The sequence below is a fragment of the Aeromonas sp. LsrichE-8G genome (assembly GCF_022869435.1).
GTDB classification, from domain to species: Bacteria; Pseudomonadota; Gammaproteobacteria; order Enterobacterales; family Aeromonadaceae; genus Aeromonas; species Aeromonas caviae.
The window spans coordinates 29,974-50,618 of the sequence record NZ_JALIHH010000115.1 but is presented as its reverse complement, the minus strand read 5'-3'; the positions used below and the strand labels follow the sequence as shown (position 1 = coordinate 50,618).

The window sequence follows — 20,645 nt, the reverse complement described above, 5'->3', positions numbered from 1 at the left end:
TCTCCTGCCTCTATCCCGGACGGGGATGTTTTGTCTGTCTGTACATAAGGTTACAGAAGAAAAGTGGCGAGCGGGCAGGGCCTGGTAAATCATAGGATTGCCCCCGTGAACGTGCGGCGTCACGCGCCGCCTGTGGGGGAGTCACTCCGGGAGGGCGCCTTGTCCGCCCGCTTTCGGAGCCTCTCTTTCTCCACGCTTTTTGACAGGAATCTTGAATGCGGCGTCAGCTGTTGATCTGGATAGGCCCCCTGTGCAGCCTGCTGCTGCTGGGGGCGGCCTTGACCGTCCTCTATCATTTGACCCACCTGTGGCACTGGCACGACATCCGCCAGGCCATCTGGTCACAACCCTTGCCGCAGTTGGGGGGCGCCCTGCTGCTCACCCTGCTCAGCTATGGCTGCCTCTGCTGCTACGATCTGCTGGCCCTGAAGGTGCTGGACAAAAGCCTGCCCTGGCAGCAGGTGGGGATGACCTCCTTCATCGCCTACACCTTCTCCAACACCCTGGGCTTTGCGCTGCTCACCGGCTCCTCGGTACGCTACCGGCTCTACTCCTCCCTGGGGCTTGGCACCGGGGAGGTGGCCAGGGTAATCCTCTTTTGCTCCATCACCTTCTTCCTCGGTCTGCTGGGCTGGGGAGGCAGTGCCCTGCTGCTGGGGCAGGGGGCGGCCCTGCTGGTGGACTGGCCCCGCTGGGCGACCGGGTTGTTGCAACTGGCGGGGGGCCTGGCCCTGCTGACGGTGCTGGCGTATCTGGTGTGGCCGGGGACCGCCCTGGTCTGGCGCGGGCACCCGCTGTTCCTGCCGCGCATCAGATACCGCCTGCTGCAACTGCTTATCGCCCTGCTCGACTGGATGGCCGCCGCCGCCGTGCTCTATGTGCTGCTGCCATCGGGCAGCGTGCCCTATCCGGTACTGCTCAGTGCCTTCGTGCTCTCCAGCCTGCTCGGGGTGCTGGCCCATGTGCCGGGGGGCATCGGGGTCTTCGAGGCGAGCATGAGCCTGCTGCTCACCCACTATCTGCCGGTGGACAAGCTGCTCGCCTCCCTGCTTATCTACCGCTGCACCTACTACTTCCTGCCCTTCCTCTGTGCCCTGCTGCTGTTCGCAGGTCAGGAGCTGCTGCAACAGCGGGCCCGCCTACACCGGTTGCAGGGAGTGATGATGGCGACCCGGGAGTTTGTGCCCGCCCTGGTGAGCATGGGCACCTTCGCGGCGGGCACCCTGCTGCTCTGCTCCGGGATGATCCCGACCATGAAGGGGCGCATCGAAGCCTTCCTGCAGGTGCTGCCCCTGCACCTGCTGGAGCTCTCCCATGTGCTCGGCAGCGTCAGCGGCGTGTTGCTGCTGTTGCTGGCCCACAGCCTCTACCGCCGTCATGACGGGGCATTCAGGATCACCCAGTGGCTGCTGGGGCTTGGCATGCTGTTCTCCCTGTTCAAGGGGTTTGACTGGGAGTCGGCCCTGCTGCTCGGGGGCTTCTTGCTCATCATCACCCCCTGCCGCCCTCTCTTTTATCGCAAGGGTTCCCTGCTTCACGCCCGCTTCACCCCTTCCTGGCTGATGTCGGTGGGGGCCGTGCTGCTGGGAGCATTGTGGTTGCTGCTCTTCTCCTACCGCCATGTGGAGTACGACCCCTCCCTCTGGCTGCACGTCTCGGCCCACGGGCCCGGGGCCGCCTCCCGCGCCCTGCGCGCCATGGGGAGCGTCATCGGCGTGCTGGCGGTGGTCGGGGTGGCCCATCTGCTGGCTCCCTTGCGCCTCGCCGCCTGCAAGCCGGATGCCGAGGCGCTCTCCCGTGCCCATGGGCTGGTGATGCGGGCAGGGGGAGGCCACGGCTACCTGGCCCAGCTCAGGGACAAGTCCCTGCTGTTCCACCCAAGCGGCGAGGCCTTCCTCATGTACGGGGCCGAGGGCAGCAGCTGGATAGTGATGGGGGATCCCGTCGGCCAGCCCTCCCTGGTGGAGGAGCTGCTCTGGCAGTTTCGCGAGCGCTGTGACGAGCACGACGTCAGCCCGGTCTTCTACCAGGTGTCGGCCCGATATCTGCCTGTCTATCTGGATCTCGGGCTTATCCCCTTCAAGCTGGGGGAGGAGGCCATCGTGGATCTGCCGAGCTTCGAACTTGCCGGCAGTCGCCTGCGCAACCTGCGCCAGAGCCACGCCAAGGGCAAGCGGGAAGGGCTGCGCTTCGAGGTGGTGGCCCCCGGTGAGATTGCCCCCCTGCTGCCCGAGTTGAAGGGGATCTCCGACAGCTGGCTGCACAGCAAGCAGGGCAGGGAGAAGGGCTTCTCCGTGGGCAGTTTCGATCCCGCCTACCTCACCCTCAACCCGATGGCGCTGGTGCGGCGGGAGGGGCAGATCGTCGGGTTTGCCAACCTCTGGACCAGCGACAACAAGGAGAGCCTCTCCATCGATCTGATGCGCTACAGCCTGGACACGGGGGCGGCGCCGGTCATGGATTTCCTGTTTGTCGAGCTCCTGCTGTGGGGCAAGCAGGAGGGGTATGCCAGCTTCAACCTGGGGATGGCCCCCATGTCAGGCTTCAACGACAACCCCCTCGGCGGTTACTGGGCCCGCCTTGGCAACACCCTGTTCACCCGGGGCAGCCGTTTCTACAACTTCCAGGGATTGCGGCGTTACAAGGAGAAGTTCGGCCCAAGGTGGGAGCCCCGCTACCTGCTCTGTACCGGTCATCTGGTGCTGCCCCGCACCTTGACCCACCTCGTCTCCCTCATCAGTCGCGGCCCCTTCGGGCTCATGAAGAAATAGGAGTTGGCCCATGAGAGCCATGTTGTTGCTGTTGATTTGCTGTTTCGTCTCTTCGTTCACCTTGCCGGCAGTGGCCGCCCAGCCGGGGCGGGTCGGCGCGGATCTGGGGCTGGTGGAGTTGCCGGTAGTGCAAGCCTCGTCTGCCCCCATGGTGGTCTTCATGAGCGGGGATGGCGGCTGGGCGGCGCTTGACAAGGGGCTCAGCGCCCAGTTGCAGGCCCACGGCATGCCGGTGGTGGGTTGGAGCTCGCTCTCCTATTACTGGAAGAAGAAGACGCCGGAGCAGGCGACGGCGGATCTGGTGCGCATCCTCACCGAGTACCAGTCCCGTTGGGGGCGCCAGCGCTGGTTGCTGGTGGGTTTCTCCTTTGGCGCCGAGATAGTGCCCTTCGTCATCAATCGTCTGCCGCCAGCCTATCGTGACAGCCTGGCGGGGGCCGTGATGCTCTCCCCCTCGACGGCGTCGGATTTCGAGATCCACGTCAGCGACATGGTGGTGCACGACAAGGGAGGCCGCTATCCCACCCTGCCGGAGGTGACACGCATTCAGACTCTGCCGCTGCTCTGCGTGCAGGGCGCGGAGGATGACTCCCCGGTCAAACTCTGTCCGCGCTTGCAGCAGCCGAACGTGACGACGGTGACCCTGCCGGGCTCCCACCACTTCGACGACAACTACCAGACCCTGTATCAGGAGATTGCCGGGCACCTGGGCCTGGCCCAATAACGGCGAGAGGCTGGGAAAACGACACAGGGCGGCCAATGGCCGCCCTGTTGCCGTGGCCCCTTGCAACTGTCCAGGGGGCCGGCATGCCGGGATCAAAGCAGATCTTCGAGCTGGTACTTCTTGAGCAGGGTGTTGAAGGTGCCGTCGGCCTTGACACTCTCGATGGCGGCATCGAAGCGGGCCTTGAGCTTGTCATCGTGCTTGCGAAGGGCCACCGCCACCCCTTCTCCCAGGATCTTGTCCTGGGTGCCGTTGAACTGGGGACCGACGAAGGCGAACTGCTTGCCCATCTCCTTGTCGAGGAAGCCCACCTTCAACTGCACCATGTTGCCGAAGGTGTAGTCGGCGCGGCCGGACTGCAGATCCAGCATGGGGGACTGGGCATTGACGTAGCGCTTGATCTTGGCCACCTCACCGTAGCGGGCGGTGATGAAGTTGTCCTGGGGAGTGCCCTCCTGCACTGCTATCACCTTGCCCTTGAAGTGGGCCGGATCGTCTGCAAAGTCGGCTGCCTTGTCGCTGCGCCCCACGAAGCGGTTCTGCATCATGTAGTAGACCTGGCTGAAGTCCACTTTCTGGCGCCGCTCGTCGGTGATGTTCATGGAGGACATGATGGCGTCGTACTTGCGCACCTGCAGGCCGGGCAGCAGGGCATCCCAGGGCTGGTTGATCACCTCGCACTCGGTCTTCATGGCCGCGCACAGGGCATAGGCGAGATCGACCTCGAAGCCGCCGAGCTGGCCGTTGCTGTCGACCATCTCGAAGGGGGGATAGGTGGCATCGGTGGCGATCACCAGGGGTTTGGCGGCGGCCTGGCCGGCGGTGGCCAGGGCCATCAGCATCATTGCGGTGTTGAGTTTCATGGTCAGTCCCTTGAAGTGTGGTGTCATTCCTAGCGTGCTAAAGGGTGCCGGCCTCAAGGGCCGACGGCTATCTTGCGATGGGTGAGGGCCGGCAACTGGCTGCGCACCGTGCGCTGTGCTGCCAGATCCAGGGTGGCGATGGCCATGCCTTGACCCTCCTCTACCTGGGCCAGTATCCGGCCCCAGGGATCGATGATCATGCTGTGGCCGAAGGTGCGCCGCCCACCGGGGTGGTGCCCCCCCTGGGCACTGGCAAACACGAAGGCCAGGTTTTCCACCGCCCGGGCCCGCAGCAGCAGCGCCCAGTGCGCGAGCCCGGTGGTGTGGGTGAAGGCCGCGGGCAGGGCGATGAAATCGGGGGCGGGCCCCAGGCGAAACAGCTCCGGGAAGCGCAGGTCGTAGCAGATCCCGAGGCGCAGCACGCCCCAGGGCAGGGGATGGCTCACCACCTCCCGGCCCGGGGTCATGGTCGCGGCCTCGTCATACTGCTCCTGCCCGGTGCAAAAGCCAAACAGGTGCAGCTTGTCGTAGCGGCTTGCGAGCTGCCCTTGCGGGTCGATGAGCAGGCTGCTGTTGTGCATCTTGCCGGGCTCGTGGCTGGCAAGCGGCAATGTGCCGGCCAGGATCCAGACGCCGAGCTCCCGGGCCAGCCTCTGTACCCAGGCAAGCAGGGGGTGATCGCCAACGGGGGCGGCCAGGGCCACCCGCGCCCGCTCGTCAACCGGCATCAGGTAGAAATATTCGGGCAGCAGGGCCAGCTCGGCCCCCTCGGCCGCGGCCTGACGCAGCAACGCCTCGGCCTGAGCCAGGTTGTGGTCAAGGTCATCCCCGGAGACCATCTGGAGGACGGCAACGCGCAGTGAATCCATGGTGCCCCCTAGACGCTGCACAGGCGCTCGGCGCCCGCCAGCAGGGTGTCGTCATCCTTGGAGAAGGAGAGGCGGATGACCCTCTGATCCGTGCCGTCGTGATAGAAGGCGGAGACCGGAATGGTGGCGACCCCGTGATCGCGGATGAGCCGCTGCACGAACAGGCTGTCCGGCTCGTCGCTTACCCGCTCGTAGCTTGCCAGCATGAAGAAGCTGCCCGCCGAGGGGAGCAGGGTCAGGCGCGAACCGGCCAGGGCCGAGGTCAGCAGGTCGCGCTTGCGCTGGTAGAAGGCTGCCAGCCCCTGATAGTGGGCCGGTTGCTGCAACAGGTGGGCGAAGCCGTACTGCATGGGGGTGTCGGCGGCGAACATGGCGAACTGGTGCACCTTGCGGATCTCCTCCATCAGGGGACGGGGAGCCACGCAGTAGCCCACCCGCCAGCCGGTGACGTGGAAGGTCTTGCCGAAGGAGAAGACGGCGACGGAGCGCTCCACCAGCTCCGGATAGCGGATCACGCTCTGGTGCAAGGCACCGTCGAACACCACGTGCTCGTACACCTCGTCCGAGAGGATCAGGATGTCGGTGCCGCGCACCAGGCGGGCGAGGCGCTCCTGATCCCCTGCCTGCCAGACGGTGCCGGTGGGGTTGTGGGGGGTGTTGAGCACTATCATGCGGGTGCGGGGGGTGATGCGGGCGGCCACCTCGTCCCAGGGAATGGCGAAATCCGGCGCCTTGAGGGCGATCACCACAGGGGTGGCTCCCTGCAACTGGATCATGGGGCGGTAGCTGTCGAAGGCCGGCTCGAACATGATCACCTCGTCGCCGGGGTGAACCAGGGCGGTGATGGCGCAGAACAGGGCTTCGCTGGCGCTGGCGGTGATGGTGATCTCGTCGCCCGCGTCATAGTGATGGCCGTAGCTGGCTGCAATCTTGGCCGCCAGTTGTTCGCGCAGGGCAGGCAGCCCCGTCATGGGGGCGTACTGGTTTTCACCGGCCAGCATGGCCTCGTGGGTCACCCGGATGAGCTCGGGATCGCAGGGGAAGCTCGGCGCCCCCTGGGAGAGGTTGATGCTGGGATGGCGGGCGGCCAGATCCCCGATCACGGTGAAGATGGTGGTGCCCACCTGGGGCAGTTTGCTGGAAACCTGGGGGATGGACATGGCGCCGTCACCTGCGTGTGTGAAAGAGGTCCCTTTTTAGCCCCCCCAAGGCTTGCCGGACAACGGATTATTCGGCATGGTATGCATGAGTTTTTCTCAAGCATGGAGGCTTGTCATGTTGTCCACCCAGCCGCGTACTCAGTTGCCTCTCTATGGCCTGCAGGTCTTCGAGTGTTCTGCCCGCCACCTGAGTTTTACCTTGGCCGCCGACGAGCTGTGCGTGAGCCAGGGGGCGGTGAGCAAGCAGATCGCCCAGTTGGAAGCGCGCCTGGGCCACCTGCTGTTCGTGCGTGGCACCCGTTGCCTCACCTTGACCCCCGCCGCCGAGCGGCTGCTGCCTTTCGTTCGTGAAGGGCTGGCCCGCATGGGGGAGGGGCTCAGCGCCTTGCAGGCCCTGCCCCACGAGCAGGCGATCAGCATCAAGGTGCCCTCCTGCGCCAGCCGCTGGCTGCTGCGGCGGTTGCAGGCGTTCGAGGGGGAGGCGGTGGAGGTGCGTGGCAGCCACAGCCATGGCATCGACTTCTCCCGGGAGCCCTTCGATCTCGCCATCGTCTACCAGCCCTGCCTGGGGCGCTATCCCCACAGCCAGCCCCTGTTTCGGGAACGGCTGACCCCGGTCTGCGCCCCGGCGTTTGCTGCCAAGCATCGTCTGTTCGAGCGCGACCTGAACGAGCTGCCCCTGCTGCCCCTCATCCATGCCAGCGCCGATAGGCGGGACTGGCGCAACTGGTTTGCCGCCTTCCTCGACATCCCCTGGCAGCCCCAGGGGGGGCAGCTGTTCGATACCCTGGACTTGGCGATGAATGCCGCCTTGCAGGGGTTTGGCCTCTCTCTCGGGGATCCCACCATAGTGGCCGAGGAGCTGGAGAGCGGCGCCCTGGTCGCCCCCTTTGCTCCCGTGCTGGAGACGGATCACGAATACGCCCTGCTCGCCCGACCCGACAGCCGGCGCCACGGGGTACAGCGAGTCTGTCACTGGCTGCTGGAGGGGGAGGGTCATCCCTGAGGGGACGCGAAATGAAACAGCCCCGCGGGCGGGGCTGTTGTCAGGCGAATACCATATCCATACAGTCATGGTGATGGCCGCTGGCCGATTAAAGGGTCACTGGCAGATCTTGTAGTAGACCTCGTTCCAGCGCAGTTGCTCCTTGAGCGCGGGGATGCGGGTGTGCTCGTCGATGACCACAAACTCGATGCCCATGATGTCGGCGAAGGTGCGCAGCTGCTCGATGTCCACCGCCTGGGTGAACACCGAGTGGTGGGCGGCGCCCGCAAGGATCCAGGCCTCGGCGCTGGTCTGCAGGTCCGGCAGGGGTTTCCACAGGGCGCTGGCCACCGGGAGTTTCGGCATGGCCTCTGGCAGGTCCACCACCTCCAACTGATTGACCACCAGGCGGAAGCGGTTGCCGAGATCGATGAGGCTGGCGTTGACCGCCTTGCCCGCCGGGGCCGCGAACAGCAGGCGGGCCGGATCGGCCTTCTTGCCTATGCCTAAATGCTGGGCGTCCAGCACGGGTTTGCCTGCGGCGATGGAGGGGCAGACTTCCAGCATGTGGGCTCCCAGCACCAGGTTGTTGCCCGCTTCCAGATGGTAGGTGTAGTCCTCCATGAAGGAGGCACCCCCCGCAAGGCCATATCCCATCACTTTCAGGGTGCGCAAGAGGGCCGCGGTCTTCCAGTCCCCTTCTGCCCCAAAACCGAAGCCTTGCTCCATCAGGCGCTGGCAGGCGAGGCCCGGCAGCTGGTGCAGACCATAGAGATCTTCGAAGGTGGTGGTGAAAGCGCCAAAACCACCGTCGGTGAGGAACTTCTTCATCCCCAGCTCCTGGCGCGCCGCCTCATACAGTGAGGCACGAAGCCCCCCACCCGCCTGCACCGCCTGGGTCAGGGTGTAGGTCGCCTCATATTCGGCCAGCAGCGCCTCGATGTCGCTCTCGGGCACGGCATCGATCACCTTGACCAGATCGCCGACCGGGTGGTAGTTCACCTGATAGCCGAACTGGATCTGGGCCTCAATCTTGTCGCCCTCGGTGACCGCCACGTTGCGCATGTTGTCGCCAAAACGGGCAATCTTGAGGTGGCGGCTGTCGTGGATGGCGGCGGCAACCCGCATCCAGTTGCCAATCTTCTGTCTGGCCTCTTCATCCTGCCAGTGACCCACCACCACGGTGCGGGGCAGCCGCAGGCGGGCCCCCATGAAGCCGAACTCGCGCCCGCCGTGGGCGGTCTGGTTCAGATTCATGAAGTCCATGTCGATCTCGCTCCAGGGGAGATCCCGGTTGAACTGGGTGTGGAACTGCAACAGGGGCTTTTGCAACTTACTCAGCGCCGGGATCCACATCTTGGCGGGGGAGAAGGTGTGCATCCACACCATGAGCCCGGCGCAGCGCTCGTCGTGGTTGGCATCCCGGGCCACCGCGCTGATTTCATCCAGGGTGGTACCGGTGGGCTTGAGCACTATCTTGAGGGGCAGGTTCGCCCCCTCGTTGAGCTGGTTGGTGATGGTATGGGCGTGATCGGCTACCTGCTTCAATGTAGTGGCGCCATACAGGTGCTGGCTGCCGACCAGGAACCACACTTCCAGCTGTTTCATCAATTCCATGAGTTTGTCCTCTTTTAGGCTTTTGTCTGGCCGTAATAGGCGTGTTTGCCATGCTTGCGCTGGTAGTGCTTCTCCAGCAGGTAATCGGGCAGGGGGCGGGCCCCCGGGTTGATCTGGCCGGTGAGCCAGGCCATGCGGGCCACCTCTTCCAGCACCACGGCGTTGTGTACTGCGTCCTCGGCGCTCTTGCCCCAGCTGAAGGGGCCGTGGTTGGCCACCAGCACCCCCGGCATGGTGAGGATGGGGGTCTGCTTGAGGGTTTCGACGATGAGATGACCGGTCAGCCCCTCGTAATCCTCCTCCACTTCACCCGGGGTGAGCAGGCGGGAGCAAGGGATCTCGCCGTGAAAGTAGTCGGCCTGGGTGGTGCCGAAAATGGGTATGGGGCGCCCCGCCTGGGCCCAGGCGGTGGCATGGGTGGAGTGGGTGTGCACCACGCCGCCAAGCTCCGGATAGGCGCGATAGAGCACCAGGTGGGTGGCGGTGTCGGAGGAGGGGCGCAAGGCGCCCTCCACCTGCTTGCCCGCCAGATCCAGCACCACCATGTCCTCGACCCGCATCCGCTCGTAGCTGACGCCGCTTGGCTTTATCACCACCAGATTGCGCTCTCGGTCGATGCCGCTCACGTTGCCCCAGGTGAAGGTCACCAGGCCATGGCGCGGCAGATCCAGGTTGGCGGCGAGCACCTGCTCCTTGAGGGTCTTGAGGTTCATACCGGCACCCCCCGGTTGTAGAGCGGTTCGGCGGCGGCGCCCCAGGCGAGGTAGCGCTGGTAGAGGCGTTCATACTCAGCGACCCGCTCGGGGTGTGGCTGGTGGGTGCGCTCCACGGCGCTCGCCATGTGGTGCTGGGCCTTGGCCACATCGGGATGGATCCCGGCCGCCACGGCGGCAAAGATGGCCGCCCCCAGGGCGCAGCACTGATCCGAGGCCACCACCTGGATAGGCCTGTTCATCACGTCGGCGCAGGTCTGCATCACGGTGGCGGACTTGCGGGCAATGCCGCCAAGGGCGATCACCTGCTCCACCGGCACCTGCTGACTGGTCATGCACTCCATGATGCTACGGGCACCGAAGGCGGTGGAGGCCACCAGGGCGCCGAACAAGTCGGGGGCATCGGTACCGAGGTTGATCCCCGTGAGGGTGCCCTGCAGGCGCTGGTTGGCATAGGGGGTACGCCGGCCGTTGAACCAGTCGAGCACCACCGGCAGGTGCGCCAGGTCGCGCTGCTGCTCCCAGGCGGCGGCGAGGCTGGGCAACAGCTCCCGTTTGTGGGCCTCGATGGCGGTACGAAGCTCGGGGTATTGGGCGGCGAGGCTGTCTAGCGGCCAGCCGAGCTGGCGCTGATACCAGGCATAGATGTCGCCGAATGCCGATTGTCCCGCCTCCAGCCCCACCATGCCCGGCACCACGCTGCCGTCCACCTGACCGCAGATCCCGGCAATGGCCCGATCACCGATGGTGGCCTCGTCGGCGATCAGGATGTCGCAGGTGGAGGTGCCGATCACCTTCACCAGCGCATTGTTGCCGGCCCCGGCTCCCACCGCCCCCATGTGGCAGTCAAAGGCGCCGCCCGCTATCACCACCTCGCAGGAGAGGTGCAGCCGCTCGGCCCACTCCGGGGTCAGGGTGCCGACCGGCAGATCGGCGGTCCAGCTGTCGGTAAAGAGGGGGTAGTCGAGATCCTCCGTCAGCAGCGGATCCAGGGCATTGAGGAAGTCGGCGGCAGGCAGACCGCCCCAGCTCGGGTGCCAGAGGGACTTGTGACCGGCGGCGCAGCGCCCGCGCTTGAGGGTGGCCGGGGCCTGGGTGCCGCTCAGGATGGCGGGTACCCAGTCACACAGCTCGACCCAGTTGCAGGCGGCGGCGCGCACTGCCGCATCGGCTCGGGAGACGTGCAGTATCTTGGCCCAGAACCACTCGGAGGAGTAAATGCCGCCGATGTAGCGGCTGTAGTCGGGGAACTGGCCGCCGTGGCACAGGGCGGTGATGGCCTCCGCCTCCTCGATGGCGGTGTGATCCTTCCACAGCACGAACATGGCGTTGGGGTTGTCGGCAAACTCCGGACGCAGGGCCAGCACGCGCCCCTCTCTGTCGATGGGGGCGGGGGTGGAGCCGGTGCTGTCCACCCCGATGCCGCGCACGGCGGCGCGCTGGCTCGGGGTGAGCTGGCTCACCACCGCCACCACCGCCTGCTCCATGGACTCCAGATAGTCGAGGGGGTGGTGGCGGAACTGGTTGTTGACCGGTTGGCAGTAGTGGCCTGCCTGCCAGCGCGGGTAATAGACGACATGGGTCGCCAGCTCGGCGCCGTCCTGGCAGCGCACGGCGAGTGCCCTGACCGAGTCGCTGCCGAAATCGAGTCCGATGACGATGTGCTCAGACATAAGTGCTCCTGACCATCAATGAGGGGTGACTGGGGGGAACCATAGGAGATGGGCAGGAGGGGCGGTTAGCCATTGGCTGCTGGAAATATGGATTTTAACGCTGTCAGTGCGACAGGGTGACGGCTCTCTAAAATTCAATATGTGACGAAATTGCTAATTATATAGACGAAATGGCTGCAATCTCATGGCGTGATCCTGCTCTCCATTTTTAATAGTGAAAACGATTACAACTTGGTTCGCTCAACCAGCAACAACAATAACGTCCTGTTTAAGCATGTTTTTATATGGCTGCGACTTGATTGACTCAACGAGCAGCATTGCGTGGATACATGGATTGATAGAACCGTTGGAGACATTCGCATGAACAAAATCGTTAAAGGCATGATCGCGATGGGGTTCGCCCTTGGTATGGCAAATTCTGCTTTCTCGGCCGAAGCGCTGAAGCTGGGCTACCTGGTCAAGCAGCCCGAGGAGCCCTGGTTCCAGACCGAGTGGAACTTCGCCGACAAGGCGGGCAAGGATCTGGGCTTCGAGGTGATCAAGATAGCCGTCCCCGACGGGGAGAAGACCCTCAATGCCATCGACAGTCTGGCGGCGAATGGCGCCAAGGGCTTCGTCATCTGTACCCCGGATCCCAAACTCGGTGCCGCCATCATGGCCAAGGCCAACAGCATGGATCTGAAGGTCATCACGGTGGATGACCAGTTCGTCAACGCCAAGGGCCAGCCCATGGAGCAAGTGCCCCTGGTGATGATGGCCGCCACCAAGATTGGCGAGCGTCAGGGGCAGGAGCTCTACAAGGAGATGCAAAAGCGCCAGTGGGATCTGAAGGCCACCGGGGTGCTCGCCATCACCGCCGACGAGCTCGACACCGCCCGTCGCCGGGTCGAGGGCTCCCTGGGCGCGCTCAAGGCCGCCGGTTTCCCCGAGGGCCAGATCTTCCGCGCGCCCACCAAGAGCAACGACATTCCGGGGGCGCTGGATGCCGCCAACTCCATGCTGGTGCAACACCCCGAGGTCAAGAACTGGCTCATCGTCGGCATGAATGACAACACGGTGCTCGGCGGCGTGCGCGCCACCGAAGGGCAGGGCTTCAAGGCGGAGAACGTCATCGGTATCGGCATCAACGGGGTGGATGCGGTGAACGAGCTCTCCAAGTCCAGCGCCACCGGCTTCCTCGGCTCCCTGCTGCCCAGCCCGGACGTACACGGCTACAAGAGCATCCAGATGCTCCATGACTGGGTCGTCAACGGCGCCGAGCCTGCCAAGTTCACCGAGGTGACCGACGTGGTACTCATCACCCGCGACAACTTCAAGGCCGAGCTGCAAAAGAAAGGGCTGTGATCCCCATCCCTTGATACCCATGCCGGCATGGCGGAGTGCGCCGTGCCGGCTGGCTGGAGTCATCTCATGAATCAAGTTCCATATCTGGAGTTTTGCGGCATCAGCAAGGAGTTTCCCGGCGTCAAGGCGCTGCAGAACGTCTCCTTCGCCTGCCAGCAGGGCACGGTACACGCGCTGATGGGAGAGAACGGGGCCGGCAAGTCCACCCTGCTCAAGATCCTGAGCGGTTTTCAGGCGCCCACCCGCGGGGTGGTGAAGCTGGCGGGTCAGGAGAAAGTGTTCCAAAACACGGTCGATGCCCTTGAGAGCGGGATCGCCATCATCTATCAGGAGCTGCACCTGGTCCCTGAAATGAGCGTGGCGGAGAACATCTACCTGGGGCAGTTGCCGACCCGGCGCGGCGTCATCGATCGGGAGAAGCTCTATCAGGATGCAGCCAGGCAGCTGGCACGCCTCGGGATGGATGTCTCCCCCGAGACGCCGCTCAAGTACCTGTCCCTGGGTCAGTGGCAGATGGTGGAGATCGCCAAGGCCCTGACCCGGGACGCCAGCGTCATCGCCTTCGACGAGCCGACCAGCAGCCTCTCGTCCCGCGAGATTGAGCAGCTGTTTCGGGTCATCCGCCAGTTGCGGGACGAGGGCAAGGTCATTCTCTACGTCTCCCACCGCATGGACGAGATCTTCGCCCTGTGCGATGCCATCACGGTGTTCAAGGATGGCCAGTTCGTGCGCACCTTCGCTTCCATGGCCGAGGTGGACCGGGATCTGCTGGTCAAGACCATGGTGGGGCGCGAACTGACCGACATCTATGGTTACAGCCCAAGGCCGCTTGGCGAGGCGGGCCTCAAGGTGGAGCACCTGATGGGGCCCGGCCTCAAGGCGCCGGTGTCGCTCGAGGTAAAGAGAGGGGAGATCCTCGGCATCTTCGGGCTGGTGGGGGCCGGGCGCAGCGAGCTGATGAAGCTTATCTTCGGCGCCGAGACACCTCGAGGGGGCGAGATATCGGTGTTTGGCAAACAGGTTGTCATTCAGAGCCCCATCGACGCCATTCGCAGCGGCATCATGCTCTGTACCGAAGACAGGAAGGCGCTCGGCATCATCCCCATCCATTCGGTGCAGGAGAACATCAACATCAGCGCTCGCCGCCACCACGCGTGGGGAGGCTTCTGGATCAACCAGAAGTGGGAAGACGAGAACGCGAGGCTGCGGATCCGCGACATGCGGGTCAAGACCCCGTCTCCCCAGCAGGCCATCATGAACCTCTCCGGCGGCAACCAGCAGAAGGCCATTCTGGGGCGCTGGCTGTCGGAAGACATGAAAGTGATCCTGCTCGACGAGCCGACCCGAGGCATCGACGTCGGGGCAAAGAACGAGATTTACAACGTGATTTACGATCTGGCCAAGGTGGGCATCGCCGTGGTGGTGGTCTCGAGCGAGCTGCCGGAGGTGCTGGGCATCGCGGATCGGATCCTGGTCATGCGGGAGGGGGAGATCGCCGGAGAGCTTTCCCACGACGAGGCCAACGAGGTCAAGGCGCTCAATCTGGCCATGCCGGCCCGTTGATCTGCTGACCGCAACGAGATAGCACCCGGAATTTTCAGGAGAAATACCATGACAACAACGACCTCGGTCGGCCAAGCCGCCAACGACACCGCGGCGAGCGGTACCCGCCTGCAACTGACCCGCATCTGGGATCAGTACGGCATGCTGGTGATCTTCGCCATCCTGTTTCTGCTCGCCTGCGTGCTGGTCCCCAACTTCGCCAGCCTTATCAACATGCGGGGGCTCGGGCTTGCCGTCTCCATGTCGGGCATGGTGGCCTGCGGCATGCTGTTCTGCCTCGCCTCCGGCGAGTTCGACATGTCGGTGGGCTCCGTGGTGGCCTGCTCCGGGGTTGCCTGCGCGGTGGGCATCAACGCCACCGAGAGCATCCCCCTCGGTATTCTGGCCGGTCTCTCGGTGGGCCTTGTCTTTGGCCTCATCAACGGCATCGTCGTGGCCAAATTCAAGATCAACGCCCTCATCACCACCCTTGCCACCATGCAGATGGCGCGCGGGGTGGGCTACATCATCTCCGACGGCAAGGCGGTGGGCATCGTGGAGGAGGGCTTCTTCGAGCTTGGCAACTCCGCCCTGCTCGGCATCCCGACGCCCATCTGGCTGACGGCTGTCTGCTTCGTGTTGTTCGGTCTGCTGCTCAACAAGACCACCTTCGGGCGCAATACCCTGGCCATGGGGGGCAACGAGGAGGCGGCGCGTCTGGCCGGGGTCAACGTGGTGCGCACCAAGATCATCATCTTCACCATGACCGGGCTCATCGCCTCGCTCGCCGGCATCATCCTCGCATCCCGCATGACCTCGGGTCAGCCCATGACCTCCATCGGCTTCGAGCTGGTGGTGATCTCCGCCTGCGTGCTGGGTGGGGTCTCCATGAAGGGGGGGATCGGCAAGATCTCCTACATCATCGCCGGGGTGCTGATCCTGGGGCTGATGGAGAACGCCATGAACCTGCTCAACATCTCCCCGTTTGCCCAGTACGTGGTGCGTGGCCTCATCCTGCTCGCCGCCGTGCTGTTCGACCGCTACAAGCAGGTGCGCAAAGCCCGTATCTGAGCGATGTCTTTCCTCGTCACCGGGTCGGCCTCGCGCCGGCCCGGTGTTTTCCCCGGCAAGCTGTGAGCCAGTTCAACAATTTCACAACGCACAGCTTGCGAACTTAGGGGGTTCCTACGCCGGATCTCTACAATGGCCCATGTCGACTTTTTTACCGAAACCCTGTTTTCCGCCATGTCCTCGATGCAAAAAGAGAAGCCGAAACAACTCAATCCCCTGCTGCCTGGCTATGCCTTCGACGTCTTCCTGGTCTCGGGGATGACTCCCATCGAGCAGGGGAGCGCGCTGGATTTCACCATCGACAGGCCCCACGGCATGAAGGGGTTCATCGTCAACCTGACCATCAAGGGCAAGGGGCAGATCTTTCAGGGGGACAAGGCCTTCACCGTGGAACCCGGCGACCTGCTGCTCTTTCCTCCAGCGGCGGTGCACCATTACGGCCGGGCGCCGGATGCCCGGGAGTGGTATCACCGCTGGGTCTATTTCCGGCCGCGGGCCTATTGGGCTGACTGGCTCAAGTGGCCCCAGGTGACGGAGCAGGTGGGGCGGCTGCAACTGGCGGACAACCAGCTGCTCACCGAATTCGACGCCCTCTTCCTCGACATCGAGGAGACCCACAAGCAGCTGCGGCCCATGTCGGAGCAACTGGCCATGAACCTCTTGGAGCGGTTGCTCATCCGCTGCTACGAGGCATCGTCCCAGAATGCCTATCCCGCCATCGATCACCGGGTCCACGAGGCATGCCAGATCCTGAGCGAGTCCCTCTCGGCCGAGATCTCGGTGGAAGCGCTGGCGGAGCAGGTGTTCTTGTCCCCCTCGCGCCTCGCGCACCTGTTTCGCGAGCAGGTGGGGGTGAGCATAGTGCGCTGGCGCGAGGATCAGCGCATCATGCGGGCCAAGCTGCTGCTGCAGACCACGCCGCTGTCGGTCTCCACCATAGGCCAGCAGGTGGGCTATGACGATCAGCTCTACTTCTCGCGGGTGTTCCGAAAGCGGGTAGGGGTCAGCCCCACCGAATACCGCAAGTGCGCCACCCCGCTATGAGCAGAGCCCAGAGATGACAAAGCCCTCATGACGAGGGCTTTTGTTATCCATGAGGGGGCGGATGCGCAATCAGCCCTGACGAGCCTTGAACCTGGGATTGCTCTTGCAGATGACGAACAGCTTGCCGCGCCGACGCACGATCTGGCAATCCGGGTGACGCGACTTGGCGGATTTCAGGGAGGCGAGGACTTTCATTGTTTCTCTTTTCCTTTGCTGAAGAACTGACCGAATCGCTGGCCGAAGCGAGCGACCTGACCTTCCTTGCCGACCTGCTTCTGTTTGCCGGTATAGAAGGGGTGGGACGCGCTGGAGACATCCAGCGTCACATAGGGGTAGGTGTTGCCATCTTCCCACTCTCTGGTGCGATCGGTGGCCAGCGTGGAGCCGATCAGAAAGTAGGTATTGCTGGCGAGATCGTGGAACAGAACCTTGCGGTATTCAGGGTGAATATGGGGGCGCATGATTGCCTCTTTTGTTATGTTATAACAAGACGTGAATAATGCGATGGATGAGAATTAATATCAACTGTTTTTTCCATGATGACAGCGATGGGGGAAAATCGGGGCCGTTCGGCTGCACATCGTCAGCAAGAAGGCATGGGCGGTGAGGGCCTATGTGCAGCCACCATCTTTACTTTTCAAAATTACTGTATAAAAATACAGTAAACTATCATGGAGACGTACCTTATGCGCCTGGAAATCATCATCGACAGAAAACACCAGATCCCCACCTCGACCATGGAGGCCTTGCGCCAGGAGCTGCTCAAGCAACTGGGTGAGCGCTTTCCCGATCTGCATGTGCGGGTGGCACCGGGTAGTGCCATGGCTCTGACGGTCAGTCGCGCCAGCAAGGAAGACAAGGAGCTGGCCGAAGCCATGGTGCAGGAGGTGTGGGAAAACGCCGATAGCTGGATGCCGGAAGAAGAGGCTCTGGAGGCCTGAAGATAAGCTCTCAGCGGCAAACATCGTCGTGATCCGCCAGGGCGCGAGGAGGAACCTCCAGCCGGATGATGATCCCTGTACCGGCTTTGCCGAACCGCTCTTCAAAACACGCAGCCTCGGGCTGCGTGTTGCGTTGATGGGGTAAGCGCATGACCATGAAGGCGAAAGGCGAAAGAGTAATGTTTCTGGCTGCGCTCAGAGTCCCGCCCAACGCTTGAGGCTGTCGACCTGCACCCGTTGGGTGGCCTGTGCGATGTCGCCATTGGCACGCAGTGCCTTGAGGGCGGTGGGGAGCGCCGCGCGTACCTCGTCCGCCGTCATGCCCGGTTGCAATGCCGGGTGGTAGGCAAGCCTGAGCAACACGTAATCGAGCCCGGTCAGAAAGCTGTCGATGCTGCTGTCATTGAAGATGGAAGGGAACACCTTGTCCGAGTCGTTGGGCAGCCCCATCACCTGGCTCAGCTCTTCCACCACGCAATCCAGAAAACGGCCCTTTGCCCGGCTGTAATCCACCGGAATGATGATGGTGGCACGGGTGATCTCGTAGCGAGCGTTGGTGGCGAAATTGGCCAGGCAGATCCCCTCCTTGAGGGCGATGCGCACCGACTCGTCCTGGCGCATGGTGCGCGCAGCCCAGCTCGCCATCTGTTTGTGCCGGGTCATGATGAGGGTGAGATTGGGGTTGTCGTTGACAATCTCGATGGGGTGACCGGTGATCCTGCTCAGGTGACGGGTCTGTACCTTGACGACCTCGGCCTGCAGCGGCTTGTCGCCGAATTCGTTGACGAGCTTGAGACGCACGGGGCCCGGCCAGCGGGAGAAGTGCTCCTGTTGTTCATGGCCATACTCCCGTTTCATGGCGATTTCCATGAAGCTCTGGACAAGGTAGTCATCACGCTGCCAGCGTTCGGTGGCCGACAGCGGCAGGGAGAAGAGCCAGAGCATCAGCCCCGGGAGCAACCAGTGCCCATGGCGAACGGGCTGGAGAGGTGTGTGCCATGGGCGCATCTTGCCTCCTTGCAAGGGGATCAGCGGGCGGTACGCTCGATATCACGCCAGGTGAGCCAGAGCCTGAGATCGAACTCCAGTTGATGATAGTCCGGTTCCATGTGCTGGCAGAGTTGGTAGAAAGCCTTGTTGTGATCCTTCTCCTTCAGGTGGGCCAGCTCATGCACCACTATCATCTTGAGAAAGGCGGGATGGGCCTCCTTGAACAGGGCGGCGATGCGGATCTCGTTCTTGGCCTTGAGCTTGCTGCCTTGCACCCGGCTGACATAGGTGTGCAGTCCCAGGGCATCCTTGATCACGTTGATCTTGCCGTCGAAGATCACCTTGGAAAGCGGCGCCGAGCTTTTCAGGTAGCGGTTCTTCAGCTCCATGGTATAGGCGAGCAGCGCCTTGTCGCTCTGGACGAGGTGGGTTTGCGGGTAGCGTTTGGCCAGCATCTCGCCGAGTTTGCCCGCCGCAATCAACTGCTGTACCTGAGCCTTGAGTGGCTCCGGATAGCCCCCCAGATAAGTCAGCTCCGCCATGATTCTTCCCTCTGCCGCAAAAAAGAGCGCCATTGTAGTCAGGATGGGGCCCCTTGAACATGGTCGGCCCCCCTCTTTATGACGACAACGAAAAGGGGCCATCACCAGGATGGCCCCTTCTGTGTGCCTGATTAGCGGCGCCGGTACAGGCCCGGGTCCACCTCTTCATACTGGGCTGCCAGATACTGGTAGAAGGCAAGGTGGGAGGGGGAGGTCGGAGTCTTGAGCTCCTGTGCCACCCGCTCCGGTTTGGCGATGATGAATTTGGGTTGTTGGCGCTGGATGTCAGCCAGCACCCGCTCGCGCACATCGTAGGGCGGGTTGACGTTGGCAAAGAACAGATAGGCGGAGGCCGGCTGGCGATCGGTCCAGAGGTAGTATTGCGGCTGGATGCCATCGACCCAGATCTTGTCGGTAGGCGCCGTCTCGGCCAGGATACGATCGACCCTGACCTGGGCGGGGGGATTGAACGGCCTACCCTTGAGATTGCCTTCCCAGGCGTTGTTGACCAGCAGTACCAGCATGGCCAGCGAGGCGAGCCAGGGGGTGGCGCTTCGCACGTCCCAGGCGCGCCAGAGCGGGACCAGAATGAGCACGGGCAAGGCCCACAGCAGGCTGTTGCCGAGCACCTCGCGCACCCGCTCCAGAGACCACTCCTTGGTGCTCCAGCCGTAACCGAGCTGCTGGGCCAGCAACCAGCTGGCGGTCAGCACCACCAGGGAGATGCAAAGTAGCCCCAGGGCATCGGATCGCTGCTCGCTTCTGTCCAGCAGGCAGGCGAGCGGCAGCAGGCCAAGCTGCAGATAGAGCACATCATAGTGATCGAACACATGGCCGGAGACCGAGTTGGCGATCAGGGTGAACAGCACCCCCAGCAGGGTGGCGCACAGCGCGGGGAGATACCACTCCTGGCGGCGCCCGAGCATCAGGACGAGGAAGGCGGGCAGCAGCATGATGAGGCCGGTGCGCAGCAGACCGACGGCGCCCACCTCAGGAGAGAAGCCGTTGCCGTAGCTCCCTTCGAAGAAGATGCCGAAGGCGTAGTATTTGAACTCGGCCAGCACGTCGTGGTGCTGGAAGTAGGCATAGAGCGGGCCGCCGACGAGGGCCAGTCCAAGCAGGCTGGAAAAGAGCAGGGCAAAGGCGCAGCGCCACTGCTCACGCAGGCACCAGTGACAGAAGAGCACCAGATACCAGGCACCCCAGAAGGCGCCGTTGTTGGTGCGCATCCAGGCCACGATGGCGAAGGTGAGTGCGGCGACCAGGGCCGGTCCCCAGCTGAATCGCTTGTCCAGCAGCATGGTGATGAAAGCCCACTGGGCGATGAGGGCCAGATGGAATGTCCAGTCCTCTGTCATGTTGCCGTAGTAGTAGCGAGTGCTGTAGAGCGCCAGCAGGGCCAGCATGCTGCCAAGTCGCGCCCGCACCGAGAGCCCGAGCTGCGAAAAAGCCTGCCAGCTCGCCATGAGGCCCAGCCAGCAGAGCACCCACTCCAGCAGCCAGATCCCGAAGAAGCCACCAAGGCCATAGCCCAGTGCATCGAGGGCGAAGATCATGGGACCCTTGATGTCGATCATGTCCCGATAGAGTACGCCCCCCTCGCTCCACATCTTGCCCATCACCGCAAACAGGGAGGCATCAAATCCCGGGGCCATGCCGTGGAACAGCGGATTGCGCAGACAGAACAGCAGAGCCATCAGGGCGGTGAGCAAGATGACCGACGGCCTGATCCCGGGATTGTGGCGGTGCGGGGTAAAGCGGATGGCATGATTCATGGGTGACCTGTTCCTGCGGGA

19 protein-coding genes are annotated in these 20,645 nt (G+C 63.4%); 8 read left to right on the top strand and 11 right to left on the bottom strand.

The window, feature by feature from the left end; genetic code table 11:
* Nucleotides 1-215 precede the first annotated feature (215 nt).
* Both mprF and MUW49_RS16005 read left to right on the top strand, forming a co-directional pair.
* A complete protein-coding gene (mprF, locus tag MUW49_RS16010) occupies nt 216-2,771 on the top strand; it encodes a bifunctional lysylphosphatidylglycerol flippase/synthetase MprF (protein WP_244812945.1) in 2,556 nt (851 codons plus the stop codon).
* Between the two features lie 10 nt (nt 2,772-2,781).
* A complete protein-coding gene (locus MUW49_RS16005; protein WP_198497937.1) occupies nt 2,782-3,495 on the top strand; it encodes an AcvB/VirJ family lysyl-phosphatidylglycerol hydrolase in 714 nt (237 codons plus the stop codon).
* 92 nt (nt 3,496-3,587) lie between these two features.
* On the opposite strand, the gene MUW49_RS16000 is transcribed toward MUW49_RS16005, so the two are convergent.
* Genes MUW49_RS16000 through MUW49_RS15990 form a run of 3 tightly spaced genes read right to left on the bottom strand, consistent with a single transcriptional unit; the run spans nt 3,588 to nt 6,387 of the window.
* Nucleotides 3,588-4,358 (bottom strand): ABC transporter substrate-binding protein, encoded by a 771-nt coding sequence (locus tag MUW49_RS16000; RefSeq protein ID WP_198497936.1) that lies wholly within the window; start codon nt 4,356-4,358, stop codon nt 3,588-3,590.
* Nucleotides 4,359-4,411: 53 nt separating this feature from the next.
* Nucleotides 4,412-5,227 carry a carbon-nitrogen hydrolase family protein gene (locus MUW49_RS15995; protein ID WP_041211571.1) on the bottom strand — a complete coding sequence of 272 codons (816 nt, stop codon included), beginning with the start codon at nt 5,225-5,227 and terminating at the stop codon, nt 4,412-4,414.
* Nucleotides 5,228-5,235: 8 nt separating this feature from the next.
* Nucleotides 5,236-6,387: a methionine aminotransferase gene (locus tag MUW49_RS15990; protein ID WP_139737326.1), complete on the bottom strand. Its 1,152-nt coding sequence runs from the start codon at nt 6,385-6,387 to the stop codon at nt 5,236-5,238.
* A gap of 115 nt (nt 6,388-6,502) precedes the next feature.
* Here MUW49_RS15990 and MUW49_RS15985 point away from each other — a divergent pair, with 115 nt between their 5' ends.
* Nucleotides 6,503-7,393: a LysR family transcriptional regulator gene (locus MUW49_RS15985; RefSeq protein ID WP_139737325.1), complete on the top strand. Its 891-nt coding sequence runs from the start codon at nt 6,503-6,505 to the stop codon at nt 7,391-7,393.
* Between the two features lie 96 nt (nt 7,394-7,489).
* Here the strand turns inward: MUW49_RS15985 and araA are convergent, their stop codons facing one another.
* The 3 genes from araA to MUW49_RS15970 are packed head-to-tail and all read right to left on the bottom strand — an operon-like array spanning nt 7,490 to nt 11,375.
* Nucleotides 7,490-8,989, bottom strand: coding sequence for an L-arabinose isomerase (gene araA / locus MUW49_RS15980; protein ID WP_139737324.1), 1,500 nt, complete (start codon nt 8,987-8,989; stop codon nt 7,490-7,492).
* A 14-nt stretch (nt 8,990-9,003) separates the two neighbouring features.
* Nucleotides 9,004-9,702 carry an L-ribulose-5-phosphate 4-epimerase gene (locus tag MUW49_RS15975; RefSeq protein ID WP_042863753.1) on the bottom strand — a complete coding sequence of 233 codons (699 nt, stop codon included), beginning with the start codon at nt 9,700-9,702 and terminating at the stop codon, nt 9,004-9,006.
* A complete protein-coding gene (locus tag MUW49_RS15970; protein WP_244812944.1) occupies nt 9,699-11,375 on the bottom strand; it encodes a ribulokinase in 1,677 nt (558 codons plus the stop codon). Before MUW49_RS15970 ends, MUW49_RS15975 begins: the two co-directional genes overlap by 4 nt.
* A 360-nt stretch (nt 11,376-11,735) precedes the next feature.
* On the opposite strand from MUW49_RS15970, the gene MUW49_RS15965 reads away from it, so the two are divergent.
* The 4 genes from MUW49_RS15965 to araC all read left to right on the top strand — a co-directional run bounded on the left by MUW49_RS15965 (nt 11,736) and on the right by araC (nt 16,376).
* The gene (locus MUW49_RS15965) at nt 11,736-12,719 is read left to right on the top strand and encodes an arabinose ABC transporter substrate-binding protein (RefSeq protein WP_244812943.1); all 984 of its coding nucleotides are present in this window, start codon (nt 11,736-11,738) and stop codon (nt 12,717-12,719) included.
* Nucleotides 12,720-12,785: 66 nt separating this feature from the next.
* Nucleotides 12,786-14,282: an L-arabinose ABC transporter ATP-binding protein AraG gene (araG, locus tag MUW49_RS15960; protein WP_010674476.1), complete on the top strand. Its 1,497-nt coding sequence runs from the start codon at nt 12,786-12,788 to the stop codon at nt 14,280-14,282.
* Nucleotides 14,283-14,330: 48 nt separating this feature from the next.
* Nucleotides 14,331-15,332 (top strand): L-arabinose ABC transporter permease AraH, encoded by a 1,002-nt coding sequence (gene araH / locus MUW49_RS15955; protein WP_010674477.1) that lies wholly within the window; start codon nt 14,331-14,333, stop codon nt 15,330-15,332.
* A gap of 132 nt (nt 15,333-15,464) precedes the next feature.
* Nucleotides 15,465-16,376 (top strand): arabinose operon transcriptional regulator AraC, encoded by a 912-nt coding sequence (gene araC, locus MUW49_RS15950; RefSeq protein WP_104452871.1) that lies wholly within the window; start codon nt 15,465-15,467, stop codon nt 16,374-16,376.
* A gap of 69 nt (nt 16,377-16,445) precedes the next feature.
* On the opposite strand, the gene ykgO is transcribed toward araC, so the two are convergent.
* Nucleotides 16,446-16,571 (bottom strand): type B 50S ribosomal protein L36, encoded by a 126-nt coding sequence (gene ykgO, locus MUW49_RS15945; protein WP_010674479.1) that lies wholly within the window; start codon nt 16,569-16,571, stop codon nt 16,446-16,448.
* Nucleotides 16,568-16,837 (bottom strand): type B 50S ribosomal protein L31, encoded by a 270-nt coding sequence (locus tag MUW49_RS15940; RefSeq protein ID WP_039040091.1) that lies wholly within the window; start codon nt 16,835-16,837, stop codon nt 16,568-16,570. Before MUW49_RS15940 ends, ykgO begins: the two co-directional genes overlap by 4 nt.
* Nucleotides 16,838-17,062: 225 nt before the next feature.
* Here MUW49_RS15940 and MUW49_RS15935 point away from each other — a divergent pair, with 225 nt between their 5' ends.
* Complete coding sequence (locus tag MUW49_RS15935) at nt 17,063-17,317, top strand: DinI family protein (RefSeq protein WP_010674481.1); 255 nt, start codon at nt 17,063-17,065, stop codon at nt 17,315-17,317.
* A 195-nt stretch (nt 17,318-17,512) separates the two neighbouring features.
* Here the strand turns inward: MUW49_RS15935 and MUW49_RS15930 are convergent, their stop codons facing one another.
* The 3 genes from MUW49_RS15930 to MUW49_RS15920 form a co-directional block, all read right to left on the bottom strand.
* Nucleotides 17,513-18,325, bottom strand: a complete 813-nt coding sequence (locus MUW49_RS15930) for a DUF2927 domain-containing protein (protein WP_052258834.1) — start codon at nt 18,323-18,325, stop codon at nt 17,513-17,515.
* 20 nt (nt 18,326-18,345) lie between these two features.
* Nucleotides 18,346-18,849, bottom strand: a complete 504-nt coding sequence (locus MUW49_RS15925) for a M48 family metallopeptidase (protein WP_010674483.1) — start codon at nt 18,847-18,849, stop codon at nt 18,346-18,348.
* A gap of 131 nt (nt 18,850-18,980) precedes the next feature.
* Nucleotides 18,981-20,624 (bottom strand): hypothetical protein, encoded by a 1,644-nt coding sequence (locus MUW49_RS15920; protein ID WP_104452872.1) that lies wholly within the window; start codon nt 20,622-20,624, stop codon nt 18,981-18,983.
* Between the last annotated feature and the right edge of the window lie 21 nt (nt 20,625-20,645).